The 20,348-nt window shown below is 71.2% G+C and carries 18 protein-coding genes and 1 pseudogene; 14 read left to right on the forward strand and 5 right to left on the reverse strand.

Annotated elements, in window-relative coordinates; all coding sequences use genetic code 11:
- Positions 1-28 precede the first annotated feature (28 nt).
- On the reverse strand, positions 29-601 hold the full coding sequence (locus tag BEN78_12920; protein ID ASR44141.1) for an N-acetylmuramoyl-L-alanine amidase: 573 nt from the start codon (positions 599-601) through the stop codon (positions 29-31).
- A gap of 92 nt (positions 602-693) precedes the next feature.
- On the opposite strand from BEN78_12920, the gene BEN78_12925 reads away from it, so the two are divergent.
- Positions 694-1,197: a molybdenum cofactor sulfurase gene (locus BEN78_12925; protein ASR44142.1), complete on the forward strand. Its 504-nt coding sequence runs from the start codon at positions 694-696 to the stop codon at positions 1,195-1,197.
- The gene (locus BEN78_12930; protein ASR44143.1) at positions 1,194-1,739 is read left to right on the forward strand and encodes a hypothetical protein; all 546 of its coding nucleotides are present in this window, start codon (positions 1,194-1,196) and stop codon (positions 1,737-1,739) included. Before BEN78_12925 ends, BEN78_12930 begins: the two co-directional genes overlap by 4 nt.
- A gap of 56 nt (positions 1,740-1,795) precedes the next feature.
- Here the strand turns inward: BEN78_12930 and BEN78_12935 are convergent, their stop codons facing one another.
- Complete coding sequence (locus BEN78_12935; protein ASR44144.1) at positions 1,796-2,626, reverse strand: short-chain dehydrogenase/reductase; 831 nt, start codon at positions 2,624-2,626, stop codon at positions 1,796-1,798.
- Positions 2,627-2,717: 91 nt separating this feature from the next.
- Here BEN78_12935 and BEN78_12940 point away from each other — a divergent pair.
- The 3 genes and pseudogenes from BEN78_12940 to BEN78_12950 all read left to right on the forward strand — a co-directional run bounded on the left by BEN78_12940 (position 2,718) and on the right by BEN78_12950 (position 7,256).
- Positions 2,718-3,646 (forward strand): annotated as a pseudogene (locus tag BEN78_12940) (AraC family transcriptional regulator).
- A gap of 356 nt (positions 3,647-4,002) precedes the next feature.
- Positions 4,003-6,210, forward strand: a complete 2,208-nt coding sequence (locus tag BEN78_12945; protein ID ASR45127.1) for a 23S rRNA (guanine(2445)-N(2))/(guanine(2069)-N(7))-methyltransferase — start codon at positions 4,003-4,005, stop codon at positions 6,208-6,210.
- Between the two features lie 191 nt (positions 6,211-6,401).
- On the forward strand, positions 6,402-7,256 hold the full coding sequence (locus BEN78_12950) for a hypothetical protein (protein ID ASR44145.1): 855 nt from the start codon (positions 6,402-6,404) through the stop codon (positions 7,254-7,256).
- Between the two features lie 23 nt (positions 7,257-7,279).
- On the opposite strand, the gene BEN78_12955 is transcribed toward BEN78_12950, so the two are convergent.
- Both BEN78_12955 and BEN78_12960 read right to left on the reverse strand, forming a co-directional pair.
- Entirely contained in the window at positions 7,280-7,732 is a 453-nt protein-coding gene (locus BEN78_12955; protein ASR44146.1) for a hypothetical protein, read from the reverse strand.
- A gap of 184 nt (positions 7,733-7,916) precedes the next feature.
- Positions 7,917-8,423 (reverse strand): DNA-deoxyinosine glycosylase, encoded by a 507-nt coding sequence (locus BEN78_12960; protein ASR44147.1) that lies wholly within the window; start codon positions 8,421-8,423, stop codon positions 7,917-7,919.
- 148 nt (positions 8,424-8,571) lie between these two features.
- On the opposite strand from BEN78_12960, the gene BEN78_12965 reads away from it, so the two are divergent.
- From BEN78_12965 to BEN78_12995, 7 genes are all read left to right on the forward strand, one after another.
- Positions 8,572-10,170, forward strand: coding sequence for a hypothetical protein (locus BEN78_12965; GenBank protein ASR44148.1), 1,599 nt, complete (start codon positions 8,572-8,574; stop codon positions 10,168-10,170).
- A gap of 118 nt (positions 10,171-10,288) precedes the next feature.
- The gene (locus BEN78_12970; GenBank protein ASR44149.1) at positions 10,289-11,176 is read left to right on the forward strand and encodes a hypothetical protein; all 888 of its coding nucleotides are present in this window, start codon (positions 10,289-10,291) and stop codon (positions 11,174-11,176) included.
- Positions 11,177-11,473: 297 nt separating this feature from the next.
- Positions 11,474-13,798: a DNA internalization-related competence protein ComEC/Rec2 gene (locus BEN78_12975; GenBank protein ID ASR45129.1), complete on the forward strand. Its 2,325-nt coding sequence runs from the start codon at positions 11,474-11,476 to the stop codon at positions 13,796-13,798.
- Between the two features lie 59 nt (positions 13,799-13,857).
- Positions 13,858-14,499 (forward strand): biopolymer transporter ExbB, encoded by a 642-nt coding sequence (locus BEN78_12980; protein ID ASR45128.1) that lies wholly within the window; start codon positions 13,858-13,860, stop codon positions 14,497-14,499.
- A gap of 3 nt (positions 14,500-14,502) precedes the next feature.
- A complete protein-coding gene (locus BEN78_12985; GenBank protein ASR44150.1) occupies positions 14,503-14,955 on the forward strand; it encodes a biopolymer transporter in 453 nt (150 codons plus the stop codon).
- A gap of 4 nt (positions 14,956-14,959) precedes the next feature.
- The gene (locus tag BEN78_12990) at positions 14,960-16,750 is read left to right on the forward strand and encodes a lipid A export permease/ATP-binding protein MsbA (protein ASR44151.1); all 1,791 of its coding nucleotides are present in this window, start codon (positions 14,960-14,962) and stop codon (positions 16,748-16,750) included.
- Positions 16,747-17,736 carry a tetraacyldisaccharide 4'-kinase gene (locus BEN78_12995; protein ID ASR44152.1) on the forward strand — a complete coding sequence of 330 codons (990 nt, stop codon included), beginning with the start codon at positions 16,747-16,749 and terminating at the stop codon, positions 17,734-17,736. Before BEN78_12990 ends, BEN78_12995 begins: the two co-directional genes overlap by 4 nt.
- A gap of 25 nt (positions 17,737-17,761) precedes the next feature.
- Here BEN78_12995 and BEN78_13000 read toward each other — a convergent pair whose 3' ends face one another.
- Entirely contained in the window at positions 17,762-19,393 is a 1,632-nt protein-coding gene (locus tag BEN78_13000; protein ASR44153.1) for a glutamate synthase, read from the reverse strand.
- 178 nt (positions 19,394-19,571) lie between these two features.
- Here BEN78_13000 and BEN78_13005 point away from each other — a divergent pair, with 178 nt between their 5' ends.
- On the forward strand, positions 19,572-19,928 hold the full coding sequence (locus tag BEN78_13005; protein ID ASR44154.1) for a hypothetical protein: 357 nt from the start codon (positions 19,572-19,574) through the stop codon (positions 19,926-19,928).
- On the forward strand, positions 19,928-20,296 hold the full coding sequence (locus BEN78_13010) for a hypothetical protein (protein ASR44155.1): 369 nt from the start codon (positions 19,928-19,930) through the stop codon (positions 20,294-20,296). The genes BEN78_13005 and BEN78_13010 overlap by 1 nt, the downstream gene beginning before the upstream one ends.
- Positions 20,297-20,348: the final 52 nt, after the last annotated feature.

Consider the following 20,348-nt stretch of genomic DNA (forward strand, 5'->3'; position numbering starts at 1 on the left):
GCCCGGCGCTCGGCCCCGATCGCGACGTTCAGGCGACGATGCGGCGCAATGGCACCTGCGCCAGCACCCTGTCCCAGGGGAAGCGCGGACCGGGGTCGCGCTTGCGCGGCACGCGCAGTTGCGGATCGTCGCTGGCGGGGACCTGCTCGACATCGAGGTCCTCGTGGCCGGCGATCGCGCGCAGCGACGGCAGTGTGTCGCACAACTGCCGCAGCAGCACGATCAGCGCCTCGATCTGCGCATCGGTATAAGGCTCGTCCATCGCCTGGTGGCGCGAGTCGAACCAGTGCGGGAAGCGCCCGCGGTTCACCAGTTCGATGCCCACCGATTCGGCGTTGCGGCCGCGCACATGGTGGGCGACATACTCGGCAGGCACGTATTCGACGATCGTGCCGTCGCGGTCGATGTACCAATGCCCGCTGTTGCCGGTGCCGGCGGCGTAGAGCACGCGCTCGCCGTAGCTGCGCGCGGTCGCCAGGTCCGGCAGCTCGGTGCAATGGATCACCACCAGCGTGATGTCGGCACGCGCGCGCCGCGTGAGCCGGTCGACATAGGGCAGCGGCTGCGGCACGAGGGTCGGTAGGGGCGCGGCAGCGGACATGGCGCGGATGGTAGCCCGGATCGCGCAGCACGACCGCGCCTCGGCGCAGGCACGTGCGCGTGTGCAAGGGGGTTCGGGCTACCATTGACCGGATGAGACTTCCGCCGCCCGATTCCCCGCTGCACGCCTTGATGACGCAGTTTCCCCGCACCGGCCGGCTCGACTGGATCGGGCTGCGTCCGGCGCGCGATGTCCCGATGACGGTCGTGGAGACCGCGCAGGCGCACACCGGCGCAGGGCTGGCCGGTGACCGCTATGCCGGTGGCAGCGGCAAGCGCGGCGCGACCCTGATCCAGGCCGAGCACCTGCCGGCGATCGCCGCGTTCAGCGGCCGGGACGCGGTCGCGCCGGCGATCTTGCGCCGCAATCTGGTGGTCTCGGGCATTCCGCTGATCGCGTTCAAGGGCCAGCGTTTCCGCATCGGCGAGGTTGTATTCGAAGGCACCGATCCCTGCGATCCGTGTTCGCGCATGGAGACTGCGCTGGGCGCGGGCGGTTACAACGCGATGCGAGGCATGGGCGGGTTGTGCGCGCGGATCGTGCAGGGCGGCACGCTGCGCGTCGGCGACGCCGTGCATTGGGAGGTGGCCGCATGAGCGCGCGGCGCGCGCCATTGCGAGGCCATTGCATCCTCTCGCACGGCTTCGAGAGCGGTCCGGACGCGACCAAGGTGACCGCGCTGGCGCAGGCGGCCGAGGCGCTGGGCTGGACCCACGAGCGCCCGGACTACACCGACCTGGACGCGCGGCGCGAGGTGAGTCCGCTGGGCGATGTCGGTGCGCGTATCGAGCGGCTGATGCAGGCCGCGACCGCCGCGGCTGCGCGCGGCCCGGTGGTGCTGGCCGGCTCGAGCCTGGGTGCGTGGATCGCCGGACACGTCTCGCAACGGGTGCCGGTCGCGGCGCTGTTTCTGATGGCGCCGCCGGTCCGGCTCGATGCCGCGCATCCGTTGCAGGCCGCCGAGGTGCCGCTGTCGGTGATCCACGGCTGGCACGACGAACTGATCCCAGCGGCCGATGTCGTTGACTGGACCCGCGCGTGCCGTGGTCGCCTGCTGCTGGTCGACGACGACCACCGCCTGGGCGCGCACGTCGCGGCCTCGGCGCAGGCCTTTGCCGAGTTGCTGGTACGGCTTTAGGCGGCGCGCGCAAGGCCGGCGCCGCACGCCAGGCTACGGCCCGGTCAGGTGCGCAATCAGCCGTCCGTCGATCGAGTCACCGTTTCCCAGGCGGCCAGTTCGGCCTCCAGGGCGGCGAGCTTTCCGCGCACCAGCTCGAGCGCATCGCTGCCCAGTAGCAGGTGGGTCGGCGGGCGTGGCGCGTCGAGCATGGCCAGGATGGCGCGTGCGGCCTTGGCCGGGTCGCCCGGCTGGTGGCCGCTCCTGGACTGGCGCGTCTCGCGGATCGGGTCGAACAGCGCGTCGTAGTCGGCGATGCTGCGCGGCGTACGCACCATCGAACGGCCCGCCCAATCGGTGCGGAACGACCCGGGTGCAACCGCGGTGACGTGGATGCCCAGCGACGCGACTTCCTTGCCCAGCGTCTCGGAAATGCCTTCCAGCGCGAACTTGCTGCCGCAGTAGTAGGCAATACCGGGCATCGTGATGAAGCCGCCCATCGAGGTGATGTTGACGATGTGTCCGCGCCGCCGCCGTCGCATCCCGGGCAGCACCGCCTTGACCATCGCGACCGCGCCGAACACGTTGACGTCGAACTGCCGGCGTAGCGCGTCCAGTGGGGATTCCTCCAGCACGCCCTCCTGGCCATAGCCGGCGTTGTTGACCAGCACATCCAGCGGTCCGATGTCGGCCTCGATCGCGTCGACGAGGCCGGGGATGGTATCGAAGTCGGTCACATCCAGCACCCGACCCACCGCGCCGGGGCCCAACGCCTCGAACGTCTGCCGCGCCTGTGAACTGCGGACCGTGCCCACGACGCGATGGCCGGCGACCAGCGCTGCTTGGGCGAGCGCACGGCCGAAGCCGCTGCTGACGCCGGTGATGAGCAAGGTTTTCGGTTGCGCCATGGCACGCCCCGGGACTCGAGATGGGGGTGTAGGATGCTATGAGCGCCATGCAGTCACGACGCCGAATCGTCTTCTTTGCTTGCCTATTCCTATGAATGCCGCACTCGATTCCGTTGCGCTGCTGCGCGCCCTGGCGCCGCGAGAGGGCTACAACCTGACCGCCTTGCCGGAGGTGCGGGTGCTGCGGTCGGACCGGCCGCTGACGCTCACGCCGGTGCTCTACGACCCCGGCATCGTCTTCGTGTGCCAGGGTGCCAAGCGGGGGTACTTCGGCGACGGGGTGTTCGTCTACGACGAGCAGCATTACCTCGCCGTCTCGGTGCCGGTGCCCTTCACCATGCAGTCCGAGGGCAGCGCGGACCGGCCGTTGCTGGCGCTGTACCTGCATCTGGACGTGCCGCTCGCGGCGGGCTTGATGCTCGAGATCGAGCACGCCGGCGGCGTGCCCCCGCGCAGGCGCCCAAGAGCCTGGTGTCGAGCCCGATGGACGACACGCTGCGCCAGACCCTGCAGCGCCTGCTGCAGGTGCTGAGCCGGCCGCTGGACGCTGCGATCCTCGGCCGCGCGCTCGTACGCGAGCTGTACTTCCGCGTGCTGACCGGACCGCAAGGGCAGACGCTGCGCGCGGCGCTGGCTCAGCAGGGCCAATTCGGCCGCATCGGCCGGGCGCTGCAGCGCATCCATCGCGATCACGCCCGGCGGCTCGACGTCGCGCAACTGGCGCAGGCGGCCGGCATGAGCGCGCCGTCGTTCCACGCCCATTTCAAGGCGGTGACCCAGGTCGCGCCGATGCAGTATCTGAAGTCGATCCGCCTGCACCAGGCGCGTGTGCTGATGGCGCGCGACGGGATGACCGCCTCGGCCGCCTGTCATGCGGTGGGGTACGAGAGTGCGTCGCAGTTCAACCGCGAGTTCAAACGGCTGTTCGGCCGGCCGCCGCGGGCGGAGGTCGCGCGCATGCGCGCCGATTTCGCGGTGCCGCCGGCTGCGCCCGGCGGTGGTTTCGTCGCCTCGCATTGAGTGACGCCGCGCGCGATCACCGTGCGCGGTCGGCGCGTTACGATCGGGCCGCGCTCACGCACATCATGGGCCTGGCACGGGAGTGTGCGAGGCGGTCGGCTGCATGGCCGCGCTGGGATCTTCCGGGTGTGATGCCGCGGGCGTCTTCGGGATGGCTGGCGGCTTACGCATCGCCCCGCGGCCGGGGCAAGCAGGGCCCTGTGGTATTTTGCGCGCCATCGTCGTGCCGTCCGTTGCACGCATTCCCGATCCGTGGTCACGACTGCGGCCGCCCAGGATCCGGCGCGGCTGCTGGCGATGCGCACGCGCGCGGCGTGCGCCGCGTCCTCCTTCCCCTTTCGTTGGTCCACCTGTCCGTGAAATTTTTCGTCTCCTGCGCCAAGGGCCTGGAATATCTGCTCGTCGATGAGGTGCTCGCGCTGGGCGCGGCCCAGGCCACCGCCACCGTCGCCGGGGTCAATGCCGAAGGCACGCTGCAGGACGCGCAGCGCGCGGTGCTGTGGTCGCGGCTCGCCAGCCGGGTGTTGTGGCCGATCGCCGATTACGCCTGCGAGCACGAGGACGCGCTGTACGCCGGCGCGCGCGCGGTCGACTGGGCGGCCCATCTCGATCCGTCGATGACGCTGGCGATCGATGCCCACGTTTCGGGCAGTGCGATCACCCACGCGCGCTACGCCGCGCAGCGGGTCAAGGATGCGATCGTCGACAGCTTGCGTGAGGCCACCGGTGCGCGCCCGGATGTCGATGTCGAGGCGCCGGACCTGCGCCTGAGCCTGGTGGTGCGCAAGGGGCGCGCGCTGCTCTCGGTGGACCTGGGGGGCGGGCCGTTGCACCGCCGCGGCTGGCGCCGCGCCCAGGGCGAGGCGCCGCTGAAGGAAAACCTCGCCGCCGCGGTGCTGATGCGCGGCGGCTGGCCGGCGCTGTATGCCGCGGGCGGCGCGTTGCTCGATCCGATGTGCGGCAGCGGCACGCTGCTGATCGAAGGTGCGTTGATGGCCGCCGATGTCGCGCCGGGCCTGGCCCGTGACGGCGGCGCGGCGACTGCCGGCCGGGCGCCGAGTCGCTGGCACGGCTTCGATGCCGCCTATTGGCGGACCCTGTGTGACGAGGCCTTGGCGCGCGAGCGCAGCGGCCGCGAGGGCCTGCGCAAGGCGTTCTTCGGCCGTGATCTCGACCCGCACGCGATCCATGCCGCCCGCGAGAACGCCACCGCCGCCGGGCTGCGCGACGCGATCGACTGGCAGGTCGGCGACGTCGTCGCCCTGCAGGCGCCGCCGTCGTCCGCGCTGTCCGACGATGCCGCACCGAACGACGCCGCGCCGCGCGGCCTGGTCGTCTGCAATCCGCCCTACGACGCGCGCCTGGCCGCCGATGCTGCGCTCTACCGCAGCCTCGGCAATGCGCTGGCGCGCGCGGTGCCGGACTGGCGCGCGAGCCTGCTGTGCGGCGATGCCGAACTTGCGCACGCGACCGGTCTGCGCGCGAAGAAGAAGTATCAGGTGTTCAACGGCGCGCTCGAGTGCAGCCTGATCGTCTGCGATCCGGTGCGCCCGCCCCAGCGCGAGGCCGACGACGCGCCGCAGGTGCTGAGCGAGGGCGCGACGATGGTCGCCAACCGCCTGCGCAAGAACCTGCGCAGGTTCAAGGCCTGGCGCGAGCGCGAAGCGGTGACCTGTTATCGCGTCTACGATGCCGACCTGCCCGAGTACGCGGCCGCGATCGACGTCTACATCCAGTCCGCATCCGATCCGGGTGCCGACGGCACGCCGCTGTGGCTGCACGTCCAGGAGTACGCCGCGCCGGCTGAGATTCCCGAAGCCACGACCCGGCGCCGCTTCGGCGACGTGCTGAACGCGGCCCGCGAGGTGTTCCGCATTCCGCGCGAGCGCATCGCGATCAAGACCCGCAGCCGCGGCAAGGGCGGCAGTAAGTACGGCCGCCTCGACGCGCGCCATGCGTTCATGCTGGTCGACGAGGGCCAGGTACGTCTGCGCGTGAACCTGTTCGACTATCTCGACACCGGGCTGTTCCTCGACCATCGCCCGATGCGCCTGCGCATCGCGGAAGAAGCGGCGGACACGCGCTTTCTCAACCTGTTCGGCTACACCGGGGCTGCGACTGTGCATGCGGCGGCCGGCGGCGCGCGCACGACCACGACTGTCGATCTGTCGGCGACCTACCTGCAATGGTGCGCGGACAATCTTGCCGCCAACGGCATGGGCGGCGCCCGGCATCGACTGGTGCAGGCCGACGCGCTGCAGTGGCTGGAAGCCGAGACCGCGCAGTACGACCTGATCTTCTGCGACCCGCCAACGTTCTCCAACTCGGCGCGGGCGAAGGATTTCGACATCCAGCGCGAGCACGTGCGGCTGCTGCGCGCGGCCGTCGCGCGGCTGGCGCCGGGTGGCGCGCTGTATTTCTCCAACAACTTCCGTCGGTTCCGGCTCGACACCGAGGCGGTGGCCGCGTTCGCGCACTGCGAGGACATCACCCCGGCGACGATCGCGCCCGACTTCGAGCGCAACCCGCGCATCCACCGCGCCTGGCGCTTGACCGCGCGCTGACGCAGCCGGGCGTGCGATCGCGCCCGGTCCTGGGCCGTTGCGATGCGGGGCGGGGCGGGGTGGATCTGGCCATGACGACGATCAGACGCGCTGCATCAGGTGCCCACGGAAACCTGCGTTCCATCCACGCCGGTGGAATCGGCCTGTCGCACCCGCATCGTGTGCGCTCAGACCTCGTTCGGAGCTTCCCGATGACCGCCTCCTCCCAGACCGCCCGCGTCGTGCGCACCGTGCGCGGCATGCCCGCCAGCGATGGCGCCGGCGTCAAGCTCACCCGCGTCATCGGCACGCCGCAGTTGCCCGATCTCGATCCGTTCCTGATGCTCGACGAGTTCGGCACCGATCGCGCCGAGGACTACCTGGCCGGCTTCCCCGACCACCCGCATCGCGGCTTCGAGACCGTGACCTACATGCTCGACGGGCGCATGCGCCATCGCGACAACCACGGCAACGAGGGCCTGCTCGTCCCCGGCAGCGTGCAGTGGATGACCGCGGGACGCGGCCTGGTGCATTCGGAAATGCCCGAACAGCAGGCCGGACGCATGCGCGGCTTCCAACTGTGGGTGAACCTGCCCGCGCGCGAGAAAATGACCGCGCCGCGCTACCAGGAGTTCGCGCCCGACCGGTTGCCGGTGGTCGAGCCTGCGCCCGGCGTGACGGTCAAGCTCATCGCCGGCTGCGTGGACGGCACCGCCGGCCCGATCGCGCAGCCGGCGACCGAGCCGCTGTATCTGGACATCGCGCTGGCGCCGGGCAGCGCCTGGGCGTTCGACCTGCCCGACGGCCACAACGTCTTCGCCTACGTCTACGAAGGCCAGACGACGGTGGGTGAGGGCGAGGAGATGCGCCCGCTCGTCGCGCAGGAGCTGGGCGTGCTCGGCGGTGGCGCGCGGCTGCAACTGCGCGCTGGTGAGGAGGGCGCGAAGCTGATCGTCGTGGGCGGCCGTCCGCTGCGCGAGCCGGTGGCCCGCCACGGCCCCTTCGTGATGAACACGCGCGAAGAACTGATGCAGGCCTTCGTGGATTTCCAGGAAGGCCGGTTCTAGAACCGGCCCCGTGCACGTCCGCCTCAATTGCCGAGGCGGACGTCGGCGAACTCCAGTTGTTCGACCTGGCGCAACGTGCGCGCCAGCTGCGCCGGGTCGTCGGCACGCACGATGATGTGGGCGTAGTGGCCCGAGGCCAGCTCCAGCAGCGTCTCGCGCACGATGGCGCTGGTCAGGTCGTTCTGCGGCGCATGCCACCATGCCGACAGTCCGTCGATGCGGACCGGCTGGCCGATCCGCTCGCCACGGCGCGGCCGGAACGTCGGCGTGCGCCCGATCGCCACCGCGAACGGCTGACGCTGGGTGTCGAACTCGATCGCGCGGCAGAACACGAAATCCTCGCTCTCCTGCACGCTCCATTGCACGTTGGCGATGACCGGCAACTGCGGGCAGGCGCTGGCGGTCTCGGCGTGCGCGGCGGCGGCGCCGCAGCACAATGCGCCAAGCAACGTCAGCGTTCGGATGCGATGCATCATCGGCTCCCTGTATGACCTGGGCAGACCATAGCGCAGGGGCCGGCGGGCGAGTATCGGAAACGAAGAGAACCCGCGTCGGATTGCGGCGCATCCACAGATCGGAGACCTGCGCGTCTTCCGATGGTCCGCACTGTGGCGGTCAAGATCGCGCGTTGGCGACAGGCCTGCGCCGGCCGATCGCCCGTCACTCGTTGCATAGCCCGGCGCGCCAGGCCGCGAGCTTGGCGTCGAATCGCAGCGCCGCATGCGCCGGGCTCGTCGAGGGCAGCCGCGCCAGGTCCGGGACGCGCGGCAGTGCCGGCAGCACGTGTCGGCGGAACAGGGTCTGCGCGGCGCTTCCGTTGAAACGGATGCGGTCGATGCCCGGATGGGCCGCCAGCAGGCCGGCAATGTCGTTGGCAACGACACTGCCGGCCTCGATCCGGGCATCCAGGCTGCCGGGACGCACGCATTCGCCAGCGACGTCCCACAAGGCGATCCCCGCCTGTTGCAGACGCGCCAGTCGCTGCGCATAGGGCAGCTCGGGCCCGGCGTCGAACAGGACGCCCATGATCGGCCAGAACAGGTTGCGCGGATGCGCGTAGTAGCGGCCCGCGTCCAGCGAGGCCACGCCCGGCATGCTGCCGAGCACCAGCACCCGGGCGCCGGGGCCGACGACGGGGGCAAAGCTGCGGAGTACCGGATCTGGCATCGGGACAGATGGGGGGCGGGGTCCGCATGCTGCCACGTCCGGGATGGTGTCCGGGCACCTGGGGTCGACCCGGGCTGGGGTCGGCCCCGGATTGCCCTGGCCGGGCCGGTCGCCGAGGGTGGCGCTATCCCGTCGCGAGCCTGCCGCCATGGTCAACGCCATCTCATCGCTCTCCAGCCACGCTTCCGCCGGTGCCGGCAGCGACTACGCTGTGCGTCCCGGCGATACGCTGTCGGCAATCGCGCAGCAGCACGGTGTCAGCCTCGATGCGCTGCTGGCCGCCAATCCCCAGGTCCGCGATCCGGACCGAATCGCCGGCGGCCAGACGCTGTCGATTCCCGAGCCGGTCGCCGGGACCGCGGCGCCGGCGGCGCATGCCAACTCCGAGCCGTTGTCGAGCGTGCACCCGAGCATCCGTGCGCAGTTGCCGGCCGCCAACGACAGTGGCGCCGGCTGGATGGCCATCGCCGAGCGCGAGCTGGGGCAGGCCGAGGTCTCGGGCACGCGGGCGAACCCGCGGATCATGGAATACCACGCTGCGTCCGGTTTCTGGGGCAAGGACGACAGCGGCCGCGACAACGCCTGGTGCGGTTCGTTCGTCGCCTTCGTGATGAAGCAAGCAGGCCACCCGATCGCCAACGAGGCCTACCGCGCGCGCGAGTGGGCGAACTGGGGCGAGGCGGTGCCGCGCGCCGATATCCAGCGCGGCGACGTGGTCGTGTTCCCGAACCATGTCGGCTTCGTCGACCGGGTCGAGGGCAACACCGTGCACCTGCTCGGCGGCAATCAGAGCAATGCGGTCAACGTGGCCCCGTACGACCTGGGCAACGCGATCGCGATCCGGCGTCCCAGCGGGGCGCCGATCGCGCAGTCGCCGACGCCGGACGCCACAGGGCCCGCGCCCGATCCATCGCCGGCCCCGCGCGGCGGCCAAGTCACGGTGGTCGCGGGCGACACCCTGTCGGGCATCGCGCGTCGTCACGACGTCGGGCTCGATGCACTGCTGGCGGCCAATCCGCGCTTCGCCGCCGCGCCCGACCGGATCCATCCGGGCGACACGGTTGCATTGCCGGCAGGGGCGAGCACCACGGTGACCGTGCGCGACGGCGACACCCTGTCGGGGATCGCCGGGCGGCATGGCGTTGGCCTGCCGGCGCTGCTGCAGGCCAATCCGCACCTGGCGGCGAACCCGGACCTCATCCATCCCGGGCAGTTCGTCCGCGTGCCCAGCGGCGCGGTGTCCACGTCGTCCACCGCCACCGCGTCCGGCGCGGATCCGACGGCGACGGCGGGTGAGGGGGGGGCAAGCGCCCGCGCGCAGGGCCGCGATACCGTCATCACCCATGCCGATGGCACGGTCGAGACCCGCAGCGGCGGCACGCTGGCCTGGCGTAACCACAATCCCGGCAATATCCGCGCCGGCGATTTTGCCAACGCCCATGGCGCGCTCGGCACCGGGCCGGGCGGCTTTGCGGTCTTCCCGGACCGCGCCACCGGCGAACGCGCCATCGGTGCGCTGCTGCAGGGGCCGAGCTATCGCAATCTGAGCATCAACGACGCGATCCATCGCTACGCGCCGCCGGTGGAGAACGACACCAACGCCTACCAACGGACCATCGAACGCCTGACCGGGCTCGATAGCGGCCGCAGCATCGCCAGTCTGTCGGCCGCCGAGCTCTCGCGCGTGGTCGGTGCGATCCAGGTGGTCGAGGGCTGGCAGGAAGGCCGCGTGACCCGCACGCCATGACGGCGCTGCATGCGTTGCCGGCAGCCCGGCCGGTACATGCGGCGCACCGCGGCCGGGATCTGGCGCAGCAGCGCGTCGGGCTCTAGGCTGGGCCATCGCCCCGTTCGGACCCCACCGCATGGCCGTGCGCGACCGCAGATTCGTCTGGATGCTGGCCCTGGCCGGGCTCGTGGCGTGCGGGCAGCAGCCGGCCATGCCGACGCACGCACCGTCCGTGTCGCCGGCGTCCCCTGACGCCCCAGAGTCCGATTACGGCGCTGAGGCCGCGACCGATGCCGTCTCTGGGTCCGCAGATCGCGTGCGCTATCACCTCGAACCCGAGGTCTCGGTGCTCACTGGCCGGGTGGCGATGCGCGAGGAACGTGGCCCGCCCGGCTTCGGGGAATCGCCGGACGATCCGGTGGTGCGGGTGCCGGTGCTGCAGCTGGACGCGCCGATCGAGGTCGAGGACGGCGCCACGACGCGGCGGGTCGACGCGTTGCAGCTCGCCGGCAGCGGCGCCAGCGGACTCGCGCCGGGATGTTGGCGTGTGCGCGGCACGTTGTTTGCCGCCGAGACTGGCCACCACTACACCGAGGTGCTGATCCAGGTCGCCGACAGTGCGCCTTCGGACGCCTGCCTGCCTGCCGGTGAAGACACCGCGTCTTGCCTGGCGGGCCCGTTCGACGCCGCGTGGCCGGCATTGCGCGATGCGCTCGCGCGGCGCGACTGCGCTGCGCTGGTCGCCCACGCCCGGCTGCCACTGCGCGCGCCGGGCCTGTTGGACGACGATCCGGTCCAGACCCTCGACCGCGCCGCGTTGCTGGCGGCGTGCCCGGCGTGGCTCGACGCCGATGCGGGCCTGCCACGGGCCTCGCGCCCGCTGGCCGACTACGCGGCCTCGCCCGACAGCGCAGCACCGGACTGGCGGATCGCGCCGGGCGTCGACGATCAGGCGCGCATCGGCGCGTTGCAATTCGCGCGCGAGTCCGGCTGCTGGCGCTGGACGGCGTACTACCGGCAGTAGCGTCGCGGGGCGCGGCGGGGCGCCATCGCCCCGGTGGGGTGGCGGTCGGTGCAGACGCCATGGCGCATGGGATCGGATGCGGCGATTCCCGACCCGCGGCCGCGCAGTCGCCGGACGGCGCAAGGCTGCACCGCACGGCAGGCTGTCGGCAGGCCAGTGCAGGACGCGCGGATGGAACAGGGCGAGAGTGCGATCGCCGGGCGGGGGGGCGGCGCCGACACCATTGATGGCGACAGCGGCCGCAGCGGCGGCAGATCGAGCCGGACCGAGGTCAGGCCGATACGCCCGTCTGTCGCGATGTTCGGCACCGCGACCGGCGCGGCGTTGGTGCTCGGCGCGACTGCCTGCCTCGCGTGGTCGGCGCTGCTGCCGGTGTGGGCGCTGGGGCTCGCGCTTGCGCTGGGGGCGGGGGCGTGGGGGTTGGGGCGCTTGGGGCTGCGTGTGGCAGGCGCCGGCATTTTCGGCCTCGCGCTGTGCGGGTTGCATGCGGCGCACGCGCTGTCGCTGCAGTGGCCGGCCACGATGGGGCGCAGCGATGTCGTCGTGTCCGGACGCCTCGTCGGCCTGCCCGTGCACGAGGCGCAGCGGAGCTGGTTCGAATTCCGGGTCGATGCTGATGTCGGGCCTGCGGCATTGCGTGGCCGGTTGCTGCGGCTGTCGTGGTTCGATGCCCGCGACGCGGCTCCGGATCCGCGGCGGCTGGCGCTCGAGCCCGGCGACCGATGGCGCTTCACCGCACGCATCCGCGCGCCGCGTGGCCTGCGCAATCCTGGCTGGATCGACAGCGAGAAACACGCAATGGCCCGGCGTGTGGCCGCTGTGGGCTATCTGCGCACCGGTGAGCCGATGACGCGGCTCGAGGCGACCGGCGGCATCGACCGCTGGCGCCATCGCACCGCCGAACGGATCGAGCGGGTGGTCGGCAGGGACGCCGCGCGGTTCGTCCGGGCACTGGCGGTGGGCGACACGCGCGGCCTCGGCGAGCTCGACTGGGAAGCGCTGCGCGCCACCGGTCTGACCCATCTGATCGCGATCTCGGGCTTCCACGTCGGGATGGTCGGCGGCGCGTTCGCGCTGCTGGCGGCCGCGGTGTGGTGGTGTCTGCCATCGTTGGGTCGCCTGCTGCCCCGGCCGCAGGCAACCGCACTGGTCGCGCTGGCGGCTGCCAGCGTCTATGCCGCTGCGGCCGGCTGGGAACTGCCGACCGTGCGCACGGTGCTGATGATCGCAGTGGTGGTGGTCGCCCGCTTGGTGCGCCGCCGGCTGCGCATCGCCGATGCGCTCGCCTATGCCGCGATCGCCGTGGTGCTGGTCGACCCGATGGCGGTGCTCTCAGCCGGCTTCTGGCTCAGCTTCGCCGGCGTCGCCTGGCTGGTCTGGTGCCTGCCCGACGCCCGCGCGCTGTCGGCGACGCGCGGGCTACTGGCCTCGCAATGGGTGGCGACGCTGGGTCTGCTGCCGCTGACCGTGACCTTGTTCGGCCAGGCATCACTGGCCGGTCCGCTGGCCAATCTGGTCGCGATTCCGTGGTGGAGCCTGGTCGTGGTGCCGTTGTCGGTGCTTGGCACCGGTCTGGAAGCGCTGCATGCCGGCGCCGGGGACTGGGCCTGGCGGCTGGCGGCGTGGACGTTCGCGCCGAGCTGGCGGCTGTTCGACTGGCTTGCGGCCGCGCCGTTCGCATTGTGGTGGCTGCCTGCCCCGCATCGGCTCGCGCTGCCGCTGGCGCTGCTGGCCGCGTTCTGGCTGCTGCTGCCGCGCGGCGTGCCGGGCAAAGGCCTCGCTGCGCTGCTCTGGCTGCCGCTGCTGTGGCCGGACCGGGACCTGCCCGGGCCGGGCGAAGCCGAGCTGGTCGTGCTCGATGTCGGACAGGGGCTGGCGGTGCTGATCCGCACCGCGGGCCATGCCGTGCTCTACGACACGGGCCCGGCGATGCCCGATGGCTACGACGCCGGCGAACGGGTCGTGGTGCCGGCACTGCACGCCTTGGGGGTGCGCCGGCTCGATGTGATCGTCGTCAGCCATGGCGATGCCGACCACGCCGGAGGCCTGGGCGCGGTGCAGCGGCGCTTCGCCGCGCCGGTGGTGTTCGCACCGCAATGGGACCGGGTGCCCGGCGCTTCGCCGTGCCTGATGGACTCGGCCTGGACGGCTGATGGCGTCGTGTTCCGGTTCCTGCATCCAGACCTGTACTTCCCGCCGTTCCGCAATCCGTCCAGCTGCGTGCTGCGCGTGGAGACCGCGCATGGCGCGGCGCTGCTGCCCGGCGACATCGATACCGTCGTGGAGCGGCTGCTGGTGCACCGTGACGCCGAGGCACTGGCGGCGGAGGTCGTGGTCGCCGCGCATCACGGCAGCGGCGGATCGTCGGATCCGGCGTTCGTGGCCGCAACCGGGGCGGGGCATGCGCTGATATCGGCGGGCCACGGCAACCGGTTCGGCCATCCGCATGCCCAGGCGCTTGCGCGCTGGACCCAGCAGGGCGCCGCCACGCCGGGCACGGCCGAGGCCGGCGCGCTGCGGGTGCGCCTGGGGCCCGGTGGCGTCCGCGTGGTCGGTGAGCGCGCACGCGTACCGCGGCTGTGGGACGCTGTCCGCCGCAGCGAGCGCGCCGCCGGGGGCTGAGTCGCGCTACGTTATCCTAGTCGCCCGAGTGGACCGGCCCCGTGGCCGAAGGGGTTTGCGTGCTCGAACTGGTGAAGGCCGGCGGCTGGCCGATGATGCCGCTGCTGCTGCTGTCGGCGTTCGCGCTGGCGATCATCGTCGAGCGCTTCTGGGCCCTGCGTCGGCGTGCGGTGCTGCCGCCCGGCCTGGGCGAAGAGGTCCGGGTCTGGGCCACGCGCGGCGCACTCGATCCGGCGCATATCGCCTCGCTGCGCGCGACCGCGCCGCTGGGCGCGTTGCTGGCGGCCGCGCTCGATGTTCGCGACCGGCCGCGCGAGGAGATCCGCGAGCGCGTCGAGGATGTCGGCCGCCATGTCGCGTTCGCGATGGAGCGCCATCTCAATGCGCTGGGCACGATCGCCGCGGCCGGGCCGCTGCTGGGCCTGTTCGGCACGGTGGTGGGCATGATCCAGATGTTCCTGGGCGTGATGGACCATGGCATCGGCGATGTCGACCAGCTCGCCGGCGGGATCGGCAAGGCGCTGGTGTGCGCGGCGACGGGCATGATCGTCGCGGTGCCGGCGCTGATGTTCCATCGGCATTTCCGCGCGCGGATCGATGGCTACATCGTGGCGATGGAGCACGAGGCGATCCTGCTGATGGACGCGATCGACCCGCGCACGGCGCGTCGCTCGCCGTACGCCGCGCCGGGGCGGGGCTGAGCGATGCGCATCCGCGATCGGCGTGCGCGCGACGAGCCCGAGATCAACCTCGTGCCGTTGATCGACGTGATCCTGGTGTTGATCATCTTCTTTGTGATCACCACCACGTTCGACGCGCGCTCGGTGCTCAAGCTCGAGTTGCCGCAGGCCACGGGCGAGCGCAACGACGCCCAGGCCGATACGCTGACGCTGCTGATCAACGCCGACGGCCGCTACTTCGTCGAGGACCGCGAGGCGCTGCGCACCGATGTCGATGCGCTCAAGCGCACGATCGTCGAGGTCGCCGGCGACGATCGCGCGCGCGTGGTGCTGCTGCGTGCCGACGCCCGCACCCCGTGGCAGGCGGTCGTCACCGCCTACGATGCGCTCGGCCAGTTGGGCTTCACCCGCATCGCCAACGCGACCGCGCCGCAGACAGCCGGACGCGTGGACGACCCCGCTTCACAGGAACGTTGACCTTATGGCTTCTCCTCCCCAAGGCGCGACACGCGCCGATCGCGCCTGGCCGGTCTACCGCCGGTTGCTGACCTTCGCCGGTGCCTACCGCGGGCTGCTGTCGGTCGCGCTGGTCGGCATGCTGATCGAAGCCGCGGCCGGCGGCGCCTTCACCAAAATGATGGAGCCGATCATCGACGAGACGTTCGTGTCGGCCAATGCCGGCGTGAACCTGTGGTTGCCGGCGGCGATCATCGCGCTGTTCGTGGTCCGCGGCCTGGCCGGCTATCTGGCCGACTACAACATGGCCAAGTCCGGGCGTGGCATCGCGCGGGACCTGCGCGTGCGCGTACTCGCCAAGTACCTCGGGCTGCCGGGCATGCGCTTCGATGCCGAGCCGGTGCCGTCGATGCTGGTCCGGCTGGGCTCGGACAGCGACCAGGTCTCTCAGGCCGCGATCGATGCGGCCAAGGTGATGCTGCAGCAGTCACTGCAGATCATCGCCTCGCTGATCGTGATGCTGATGACCAGCTGGCAGGTCACGTTGACCATCCTGGCGATCGCGCCGCCGTTGTCGTGGATCATGGGCAAGGTCGCACGTCGCTACCGCCGCGTCAGCCACAGCATCCAGGACAGCGCCGCGCTGCTGATGCAGACCGCCGACCAGTCGCTGAGCAACCAGCAGGAAGTGAAAATCTACGGCGCCCAGGCGGCCGAGAACGCGCGCTATGCGCAAGTCGCCGAGCGGCACATGCGGCTCAACCTCAAGGTCGAGGCGACCCGCGCGATCTCCTCGGGCGTGGTCCAGCTCATGGGCTCGATCGGCCTGGCGCTGCTGCTGTTGATCGCCGGCTACGAAGCCTCGCAGGGCCGGCTGACCGCGGGTGGCTTCGTGGCGCTGATGATCGCGATGATGGCGATCATTCCCGCGCTCAAGCAGCTGACCAATGTGCAGAACATGCTCCAGCGCGGGGTGGCCTCGGCCGAGCGGCTGTTCGAGATCCTCGATGCGCCCGACGAGCACGACCCGGGTGTGCGGCCGCTGACGCGCGCGCGCGGCGAGATCGAGTTCCGTCACGTCGGCGCGCGCTATCCGGGGCAGGCCGAGCCGGCGCTCGAGGACGTCAGCTTCGTCGCGCGCCCGGGCACCGTCACCGCGATCGTCGGCCGCTCGGGCAGCGGCAAGTCGACGCTGATCAAGCTGCTGCCGCGCTTCTACGAACACGAGACTGGCGAGATCCTGCTCGACGGCCATCCGCTGGAGGAGTACCGGCTGGCCGATGTGCGCCGGCAGATCGCGCTGGTCGGCCAGCAGGTAATGCTGTTCGACGACACCGTCGCGGCCAATGTCGCCTATGGCGAGATGGCGGGCGCGCCAGTCGCGGCGCTCGAAGGCGCGATCCGCGGCGCGAATGCGATGGAGTTCGTCGACAAACTGCCCGACCGGCTGCAGAGCGGCATCGGCAATCGCGGCGGCCGCCTGTCAGGAGGACAGCGGCAGCGCCTGGCGATTGCCCGCGCGATGCTCAAGGATGCGCCGATCCTGATCCTCGACGAGGCGACCGCAGCGCTGGACGCCGAATCCGAGCGCCTGGTGCAGGACGCGCTCGAGCATCTGATGCCCGACCGCACCACGCTGGTCATTGCCCATCGGCTGGCGACGATCGAGCATGCCGACCAGGTCCTGGTGCTCGACCAGGGCCGGCTGGTCGAGCGCGGCACCCATCGCGAACTGCTCGCGCGCGGTGGCCTGTACGCACACCTGCATCGCATGCAGTTCCGTGAGGTCGAGCCGTCGGCGGAGCAGGACGCGTGAAGGCGCCGGGCTACTGGTTCGACGGCAGCCGCCCGCCGCTGCACGCGCGACTGCTTGCGCGCGTGTACGCGCGCGCAAGCGCCTGGCGCCGCGCGTGGCTGCGCACCCGCAAGGTCGCGCGGCCGGTGCTGGTCATCGGCAACCTGATCGCCGGCGGCAGTGGCAAGACGCCGTTGACGATCGCGATCGTCGAGCGCCTGCAGGCCGCTGGCTGGACGCCCGGCGTCGCCAGCCGTGGCTACGGTCGTGACGAAGCGGGGACCCCGCGCTGGGTCGAGCCGGTCAGCGATCCGCGCTGGTCGGGCGACGAGCCGGTGTTGATTGCCGCCCGCACCGGGGCGAAGGTCCGTGTCGATGCCGACCGGGTCGCGGCCGCAAACGCACTGATCAAAGCGGGCTGCGACATCGTGGTCTGCGACGACGGCCTGCAGCATTACCGCCTGCAGCGCGATGTCGAGATCGAGGTGATCGACGGCCGCCGTCGTTACGGCAACGGCGCACTGATCCCGGCCGGACCGCTGCGCGAGCCGGTCGAGCGTGGCGCGCGCTGTGATTTTCGCGTGCTCAACGCCGGCATGGACGACAGTCTCGAGCCGGGATTTGGCGAGTGGCCGATGCGCCTGGAGACCGCGCATGCACTGCCGCTGGCCGGTGGCCGTGCGCGTCCGTTGTCGGCGTTTGCCGGGCAGCGCGTGCATGCGGTCGCCGGCATCGGCGATCCGGAGCGTTTCTTCGACACGCTGCGGCGTGAGCGCATCGCCGTGGTACCGCACGCGTTCGCCGATCACCATCGCTACACGCCCGAAGACCTGCGCTTCGGCAGCGATCTGCCGGTGCTGATGACCGAGAAGGACGCAGTCAAGTGCATGCGGTTTGCCGGCGAGCGGCACTACAGCGTGCCGGTCACCGCGCGGTTGCCCGAGGCGTTCTGGATCGCGTTGCTCGACCGCCTCGAGGCGGTCCGCAGCCCGGCCGGCAAGGCCTGAGCGCGCTTGCAGGCCGAAGCGCTGCTCAGGACGCGCGCTTGACCGCCGCCATCGCACGTGCCCGCTCGGGCGGCGCGAAACTGTCGGCGCGCGCCACCGGCCAGAACGTCCGGAACACCGCATGCTCGGGCACGCCGGTCAGCAGTTCGCCGGGTTCCAGGAACCGGTAGAGCGCGGCGAGCGAGCGGACCTCGGTCGGCGAGACCCGGCGCAGGATGTGTTCCGGCCCGATCTGCATCGGATGCTCGAGTCCGGCGGCGCCGAGCATGTCGCGCAGCCCGCGCAGGGTGTTCTGATGGAAATGGAACACACGCTCGGCCTTGTCGGGCACGTCGAGCAGGCGCCAGCGGCGCGGGTCCTGGGTCGCCACACCGGTCGGGCAGCGGTCGTTGTGGCAGCTGCGCGACTGGATGCAGCCCAGCGCGAACATGAAACCACGACCGGCATTGCACCAGTCCGCGCCCATGGCCAGTTGCCGGGCGATATCGAAGCCGCTGGTGATCTTGCCCGCCGCGGCAACCCGGATGCGCTCGCGCAACCCGATGCCCACCAGGGTGTTGTGCACCAGCATCAGCGCTTCCTGCAGCGGCAGGCCGACGTGGTTGATGAACTCCGACGGCGCCGCGCCGGTGCCGCCCTCGGCGCCGTCGACGACGATGAAGTCGGGCAGGATGCCACTCTCGAGCATCGCCTTGGCGATGCCGAACCATTCCCAGGGATGGCCGATCGCCAGCTTGAAGCCCACCGGCTTGCCGTCCGACAGCGTCCGCAGCCGCGCAACGAAGTCCAACAGGCCCAGCGGGGTGGAGAACGTCGAATGGGCCGCCGGCGATTCGCAATCGATCCCGACCGGGATGCCGCGGGTCTGGGCGATCTCGGGCGTGACCTTGGCCCCGGGCAGCAGCCCGCCGTGGCCCGGCTTGGCGCCTTGCGAGAGCTTGATCTCGATCATCTTGACCTGCGCCTCGGCCGCGTGCCGGGCGAAGCGGTCCTCGTTGAAGCGGCCCTGCTCGTCGCGGCAGCCGAAGTAGCCCGAAGCGATTTCCCACACCAGATCGCCGCCGTGTTCGCGGTGGTAGGGCGAGATCGCACCTTCGCCGGTGTCGTGATAGAAGCCACCGCGCTGCGCGCCCAGATTCAACGCGCGGATCGCATTGGCCGACAGCGAACCGAAGCTCATCGCCGAGATGTTGAACACGCTGGCCGCGTAGGGCTGCGCGCTTTCCTCGCCGACCGGGATGCGGAAGTCGTGCGACTGGGCGTGCGCGGGTACCAACGAGTGGTTGATCCATTCGTATTGCGTGCCGTACATCGGCAACTCGCTGCCGAACGGCACCACGTCGCTGACGTTCTTTGCGCGCTGGTAGACCAGCGCACGCTGCTGGCGCGAGAACGGCACCTCGTCCTGGTCGTCCTCGATGAAGTACTGGCGGATCTCGGGCCGGAAGGACTCCAGGCCGTAACGGAAATGCGCGGTCAGCGGATAGAGCCGACGCAGTGTCGCCCGGCGCTGCAGCAGATCCAGCGTGCCCAGGCACGCCAGCGCAAGGAACACCGCCGCGGCGACCGCCCACGCGCCCGAATGCAGCGTCCATGCGCAGACCAATGCGACCGCCGCCATCAGGACCGAGACGCCATATGTCAGGTAACGAACCATCGGACTCCTTCGTGCGGCCCGGCCGGCGCCGGTCCCGATGCGGACGGCCATGGTAGGAGAGGGGGCGACCGGCCGGCCACCCCGGATCTGAACGGTTCGCCGACTGGGCGATGGCTTCACGGCGGATTGGCGCTTGGCTGCCTAGGCTGAGCCCACGCTTTTCGACCGCCTTCGAGCCATGCGCCGCGCCGCTTCCGTTCCCACCGCCCAGCACCAGGTCATCCTCGCCGAACTGGCGCGTGCGACCCGGGCCGGACATCCCGATGCGGACTGGCACGAGGTCGAGCCGCTGATGCGGCAGGTCTGGGAATCAGCATCGCGCGGTGCGAGCTGGGAGCAGGTGCGGCCCCAGGCTGCCACGCATTGGCGGTCCGGCGACCAGTACCCGTGCCCAGCGGTGGTGCTGTCGCCGACGATGCACGCCGCCGAGATCGCCGCCTGGACGGCCGGCGATGAGCACCGCACGCGGTGCCCGGAGGCCGGCCCTGCGGCCGTGTCGCCGATGCCGCGCCCATCCGACGAGGAGACGCACTGATGCCTGCACGTGCCGTCTGGCGGGTCCTGGTATTGCCGGCCTATGTGGTACTGGCGGGTGCGGTGTTTGCATTCGCGCTGGCCCGCACCCAGGGGTCGATCATCGGTGGCCTCGCCGCACTCGCCCCCTGGGCGCTGGTGGTCTCAGGCGCGTTGGCCGTGTTGCTGGTCGTTGCCGGGCTGCTGCGCTGGCGTCGGCGGATGGCGACCATGCGTCGGGCGGTGCGCAATGCCAGGATCCGCGCGGCCGATGGCCGACGCGCGTCCGCCGGACGGGCGTTGTGGACGCAGATGCGGGTCGATTCGGCGGCGGGCGCGGCGCGCAACGAGCGTCGCTCGGGCGTACAGGCGGCCGGCATACGGTCCTGAGCGTAACGCGGTACTCGCCTGTGCAGTCCTGGGCGTGCGGATCACCGGCAGC

The organism is Xanthomonas citri pv. mangiferaeindicae, assembly GCA_002240395.1.
In the GTDB taxonomy this organism is placed as follows: domain Bacteria; phylum Pseudomonadota; class Gammaproteobacteria; order Xanthomonadales; family Xanthomonadaceae; genus Luteimonas; species Luteimonas citri_A.

Bases quoted from the DNA above. Each gene is read 5' to 3' on its own strand.
- BEN78_12920 (ASR44141.1), bottom strand. From the start codon at position 601: ATGTCCGCTGCCGCGCCCCTACCGACCCTCGTGCCGCAGCCGCTGCCC.
- BEN78_12925 (ASR44142.1), top strand. From the start codon at position 694: ATGAGACTTCCGCCGCCCGATTCCCCGCTGCACGCCTTGATGACGCAG.
- BEN78_12930 (ASR44143.1), top strand. From the start codon at position 1,194: ATGAGCGCGCGGCGCGCGCCATTGCGAGGCCATTGCATCCTCTCGCAC.
- BEN78_12935 (ASR44144.1), bottom strand. From the start codon at position 2,626: ATGGCGCAACCGAAAACCTTGCTCATCACCGGCGTCAGCAGCGGCTTC.
- BEN78_12950 (ASR44145.1), top strand. From the start codon at position 6,402: ATGACCGCCTCCTCCCAGACCGCCCGCGTCGTGCGCACCGTGCGCGGC.
- BEN78_12955 (ASR44146.1), bottom strand. From the start codon at position 7,732: ATGATGCATCGCATCCGAACGCTGACGTTGCTTGGCGCATTGTGCTGC.
- BEN78_12960 (ASR44147.1), bottom strand. From the start codon at position 8,423: ATGCCAGATCCGGTACTCCGCAGCTTTGCCCCCGTCGTCGGCCCCGGC.
- BEN78_12965 (ASR44148.1), top strand. From the start codon at position 8,572: ATGGTCAACGCCATCTCATCGCTCTCCAGCCACGCTTCCGCCGGTGCC.
- BEN78_12970 (ASR44149.1), top strand. From the start codon at position 10,289: ATGGCCGTGCGCGACCGCAGATTCGTCTGGATGCTGGCCCTGGCCGGG.
- BEN78_12975 (ASR45129.1), top strand. From the start codon at position 11,474: ATGTTCGGCACCGCGACCGGCGCGGCGTTGGTGCTCGGCGCGACTGCC.
- BEN78_12985 (ASR44150.1), top strand. From the start codon at position 14,503: ATGCGCATCCGCGATCGGCGTGCGCGCGACGAGCCCGAGATCAACCTC.
- BEN78_12990 (ASR44151.1), top strand. From the start codon at position 14,960: ATGGCTTCTCCTCCCCAAGGCGCGACACGCGCCGATCGCGCCTGGCCG.
- BEN78_13000 (ASR44153.1), bottom strand. From the start codon at position 19,393: ATGGTTCGTTACCTGACATATGGCGTCTCGGTCCTGATGGCGGCGGTC.
- BEN78_13005 (ASR44154.1), top strand. From the start codon at position 19,572: ATGCGCCGCGCCGCTTCCGTTCCCACCGCCCAGCACCAGGTCATCCTC.
- BEN78_13010 (ASR44155.1), top strand. From the start codon at position 19,928: ATGCCTGCACGTGCCGTCTGGCGGGTCCTGGTATTGCCGGCCTATGTG.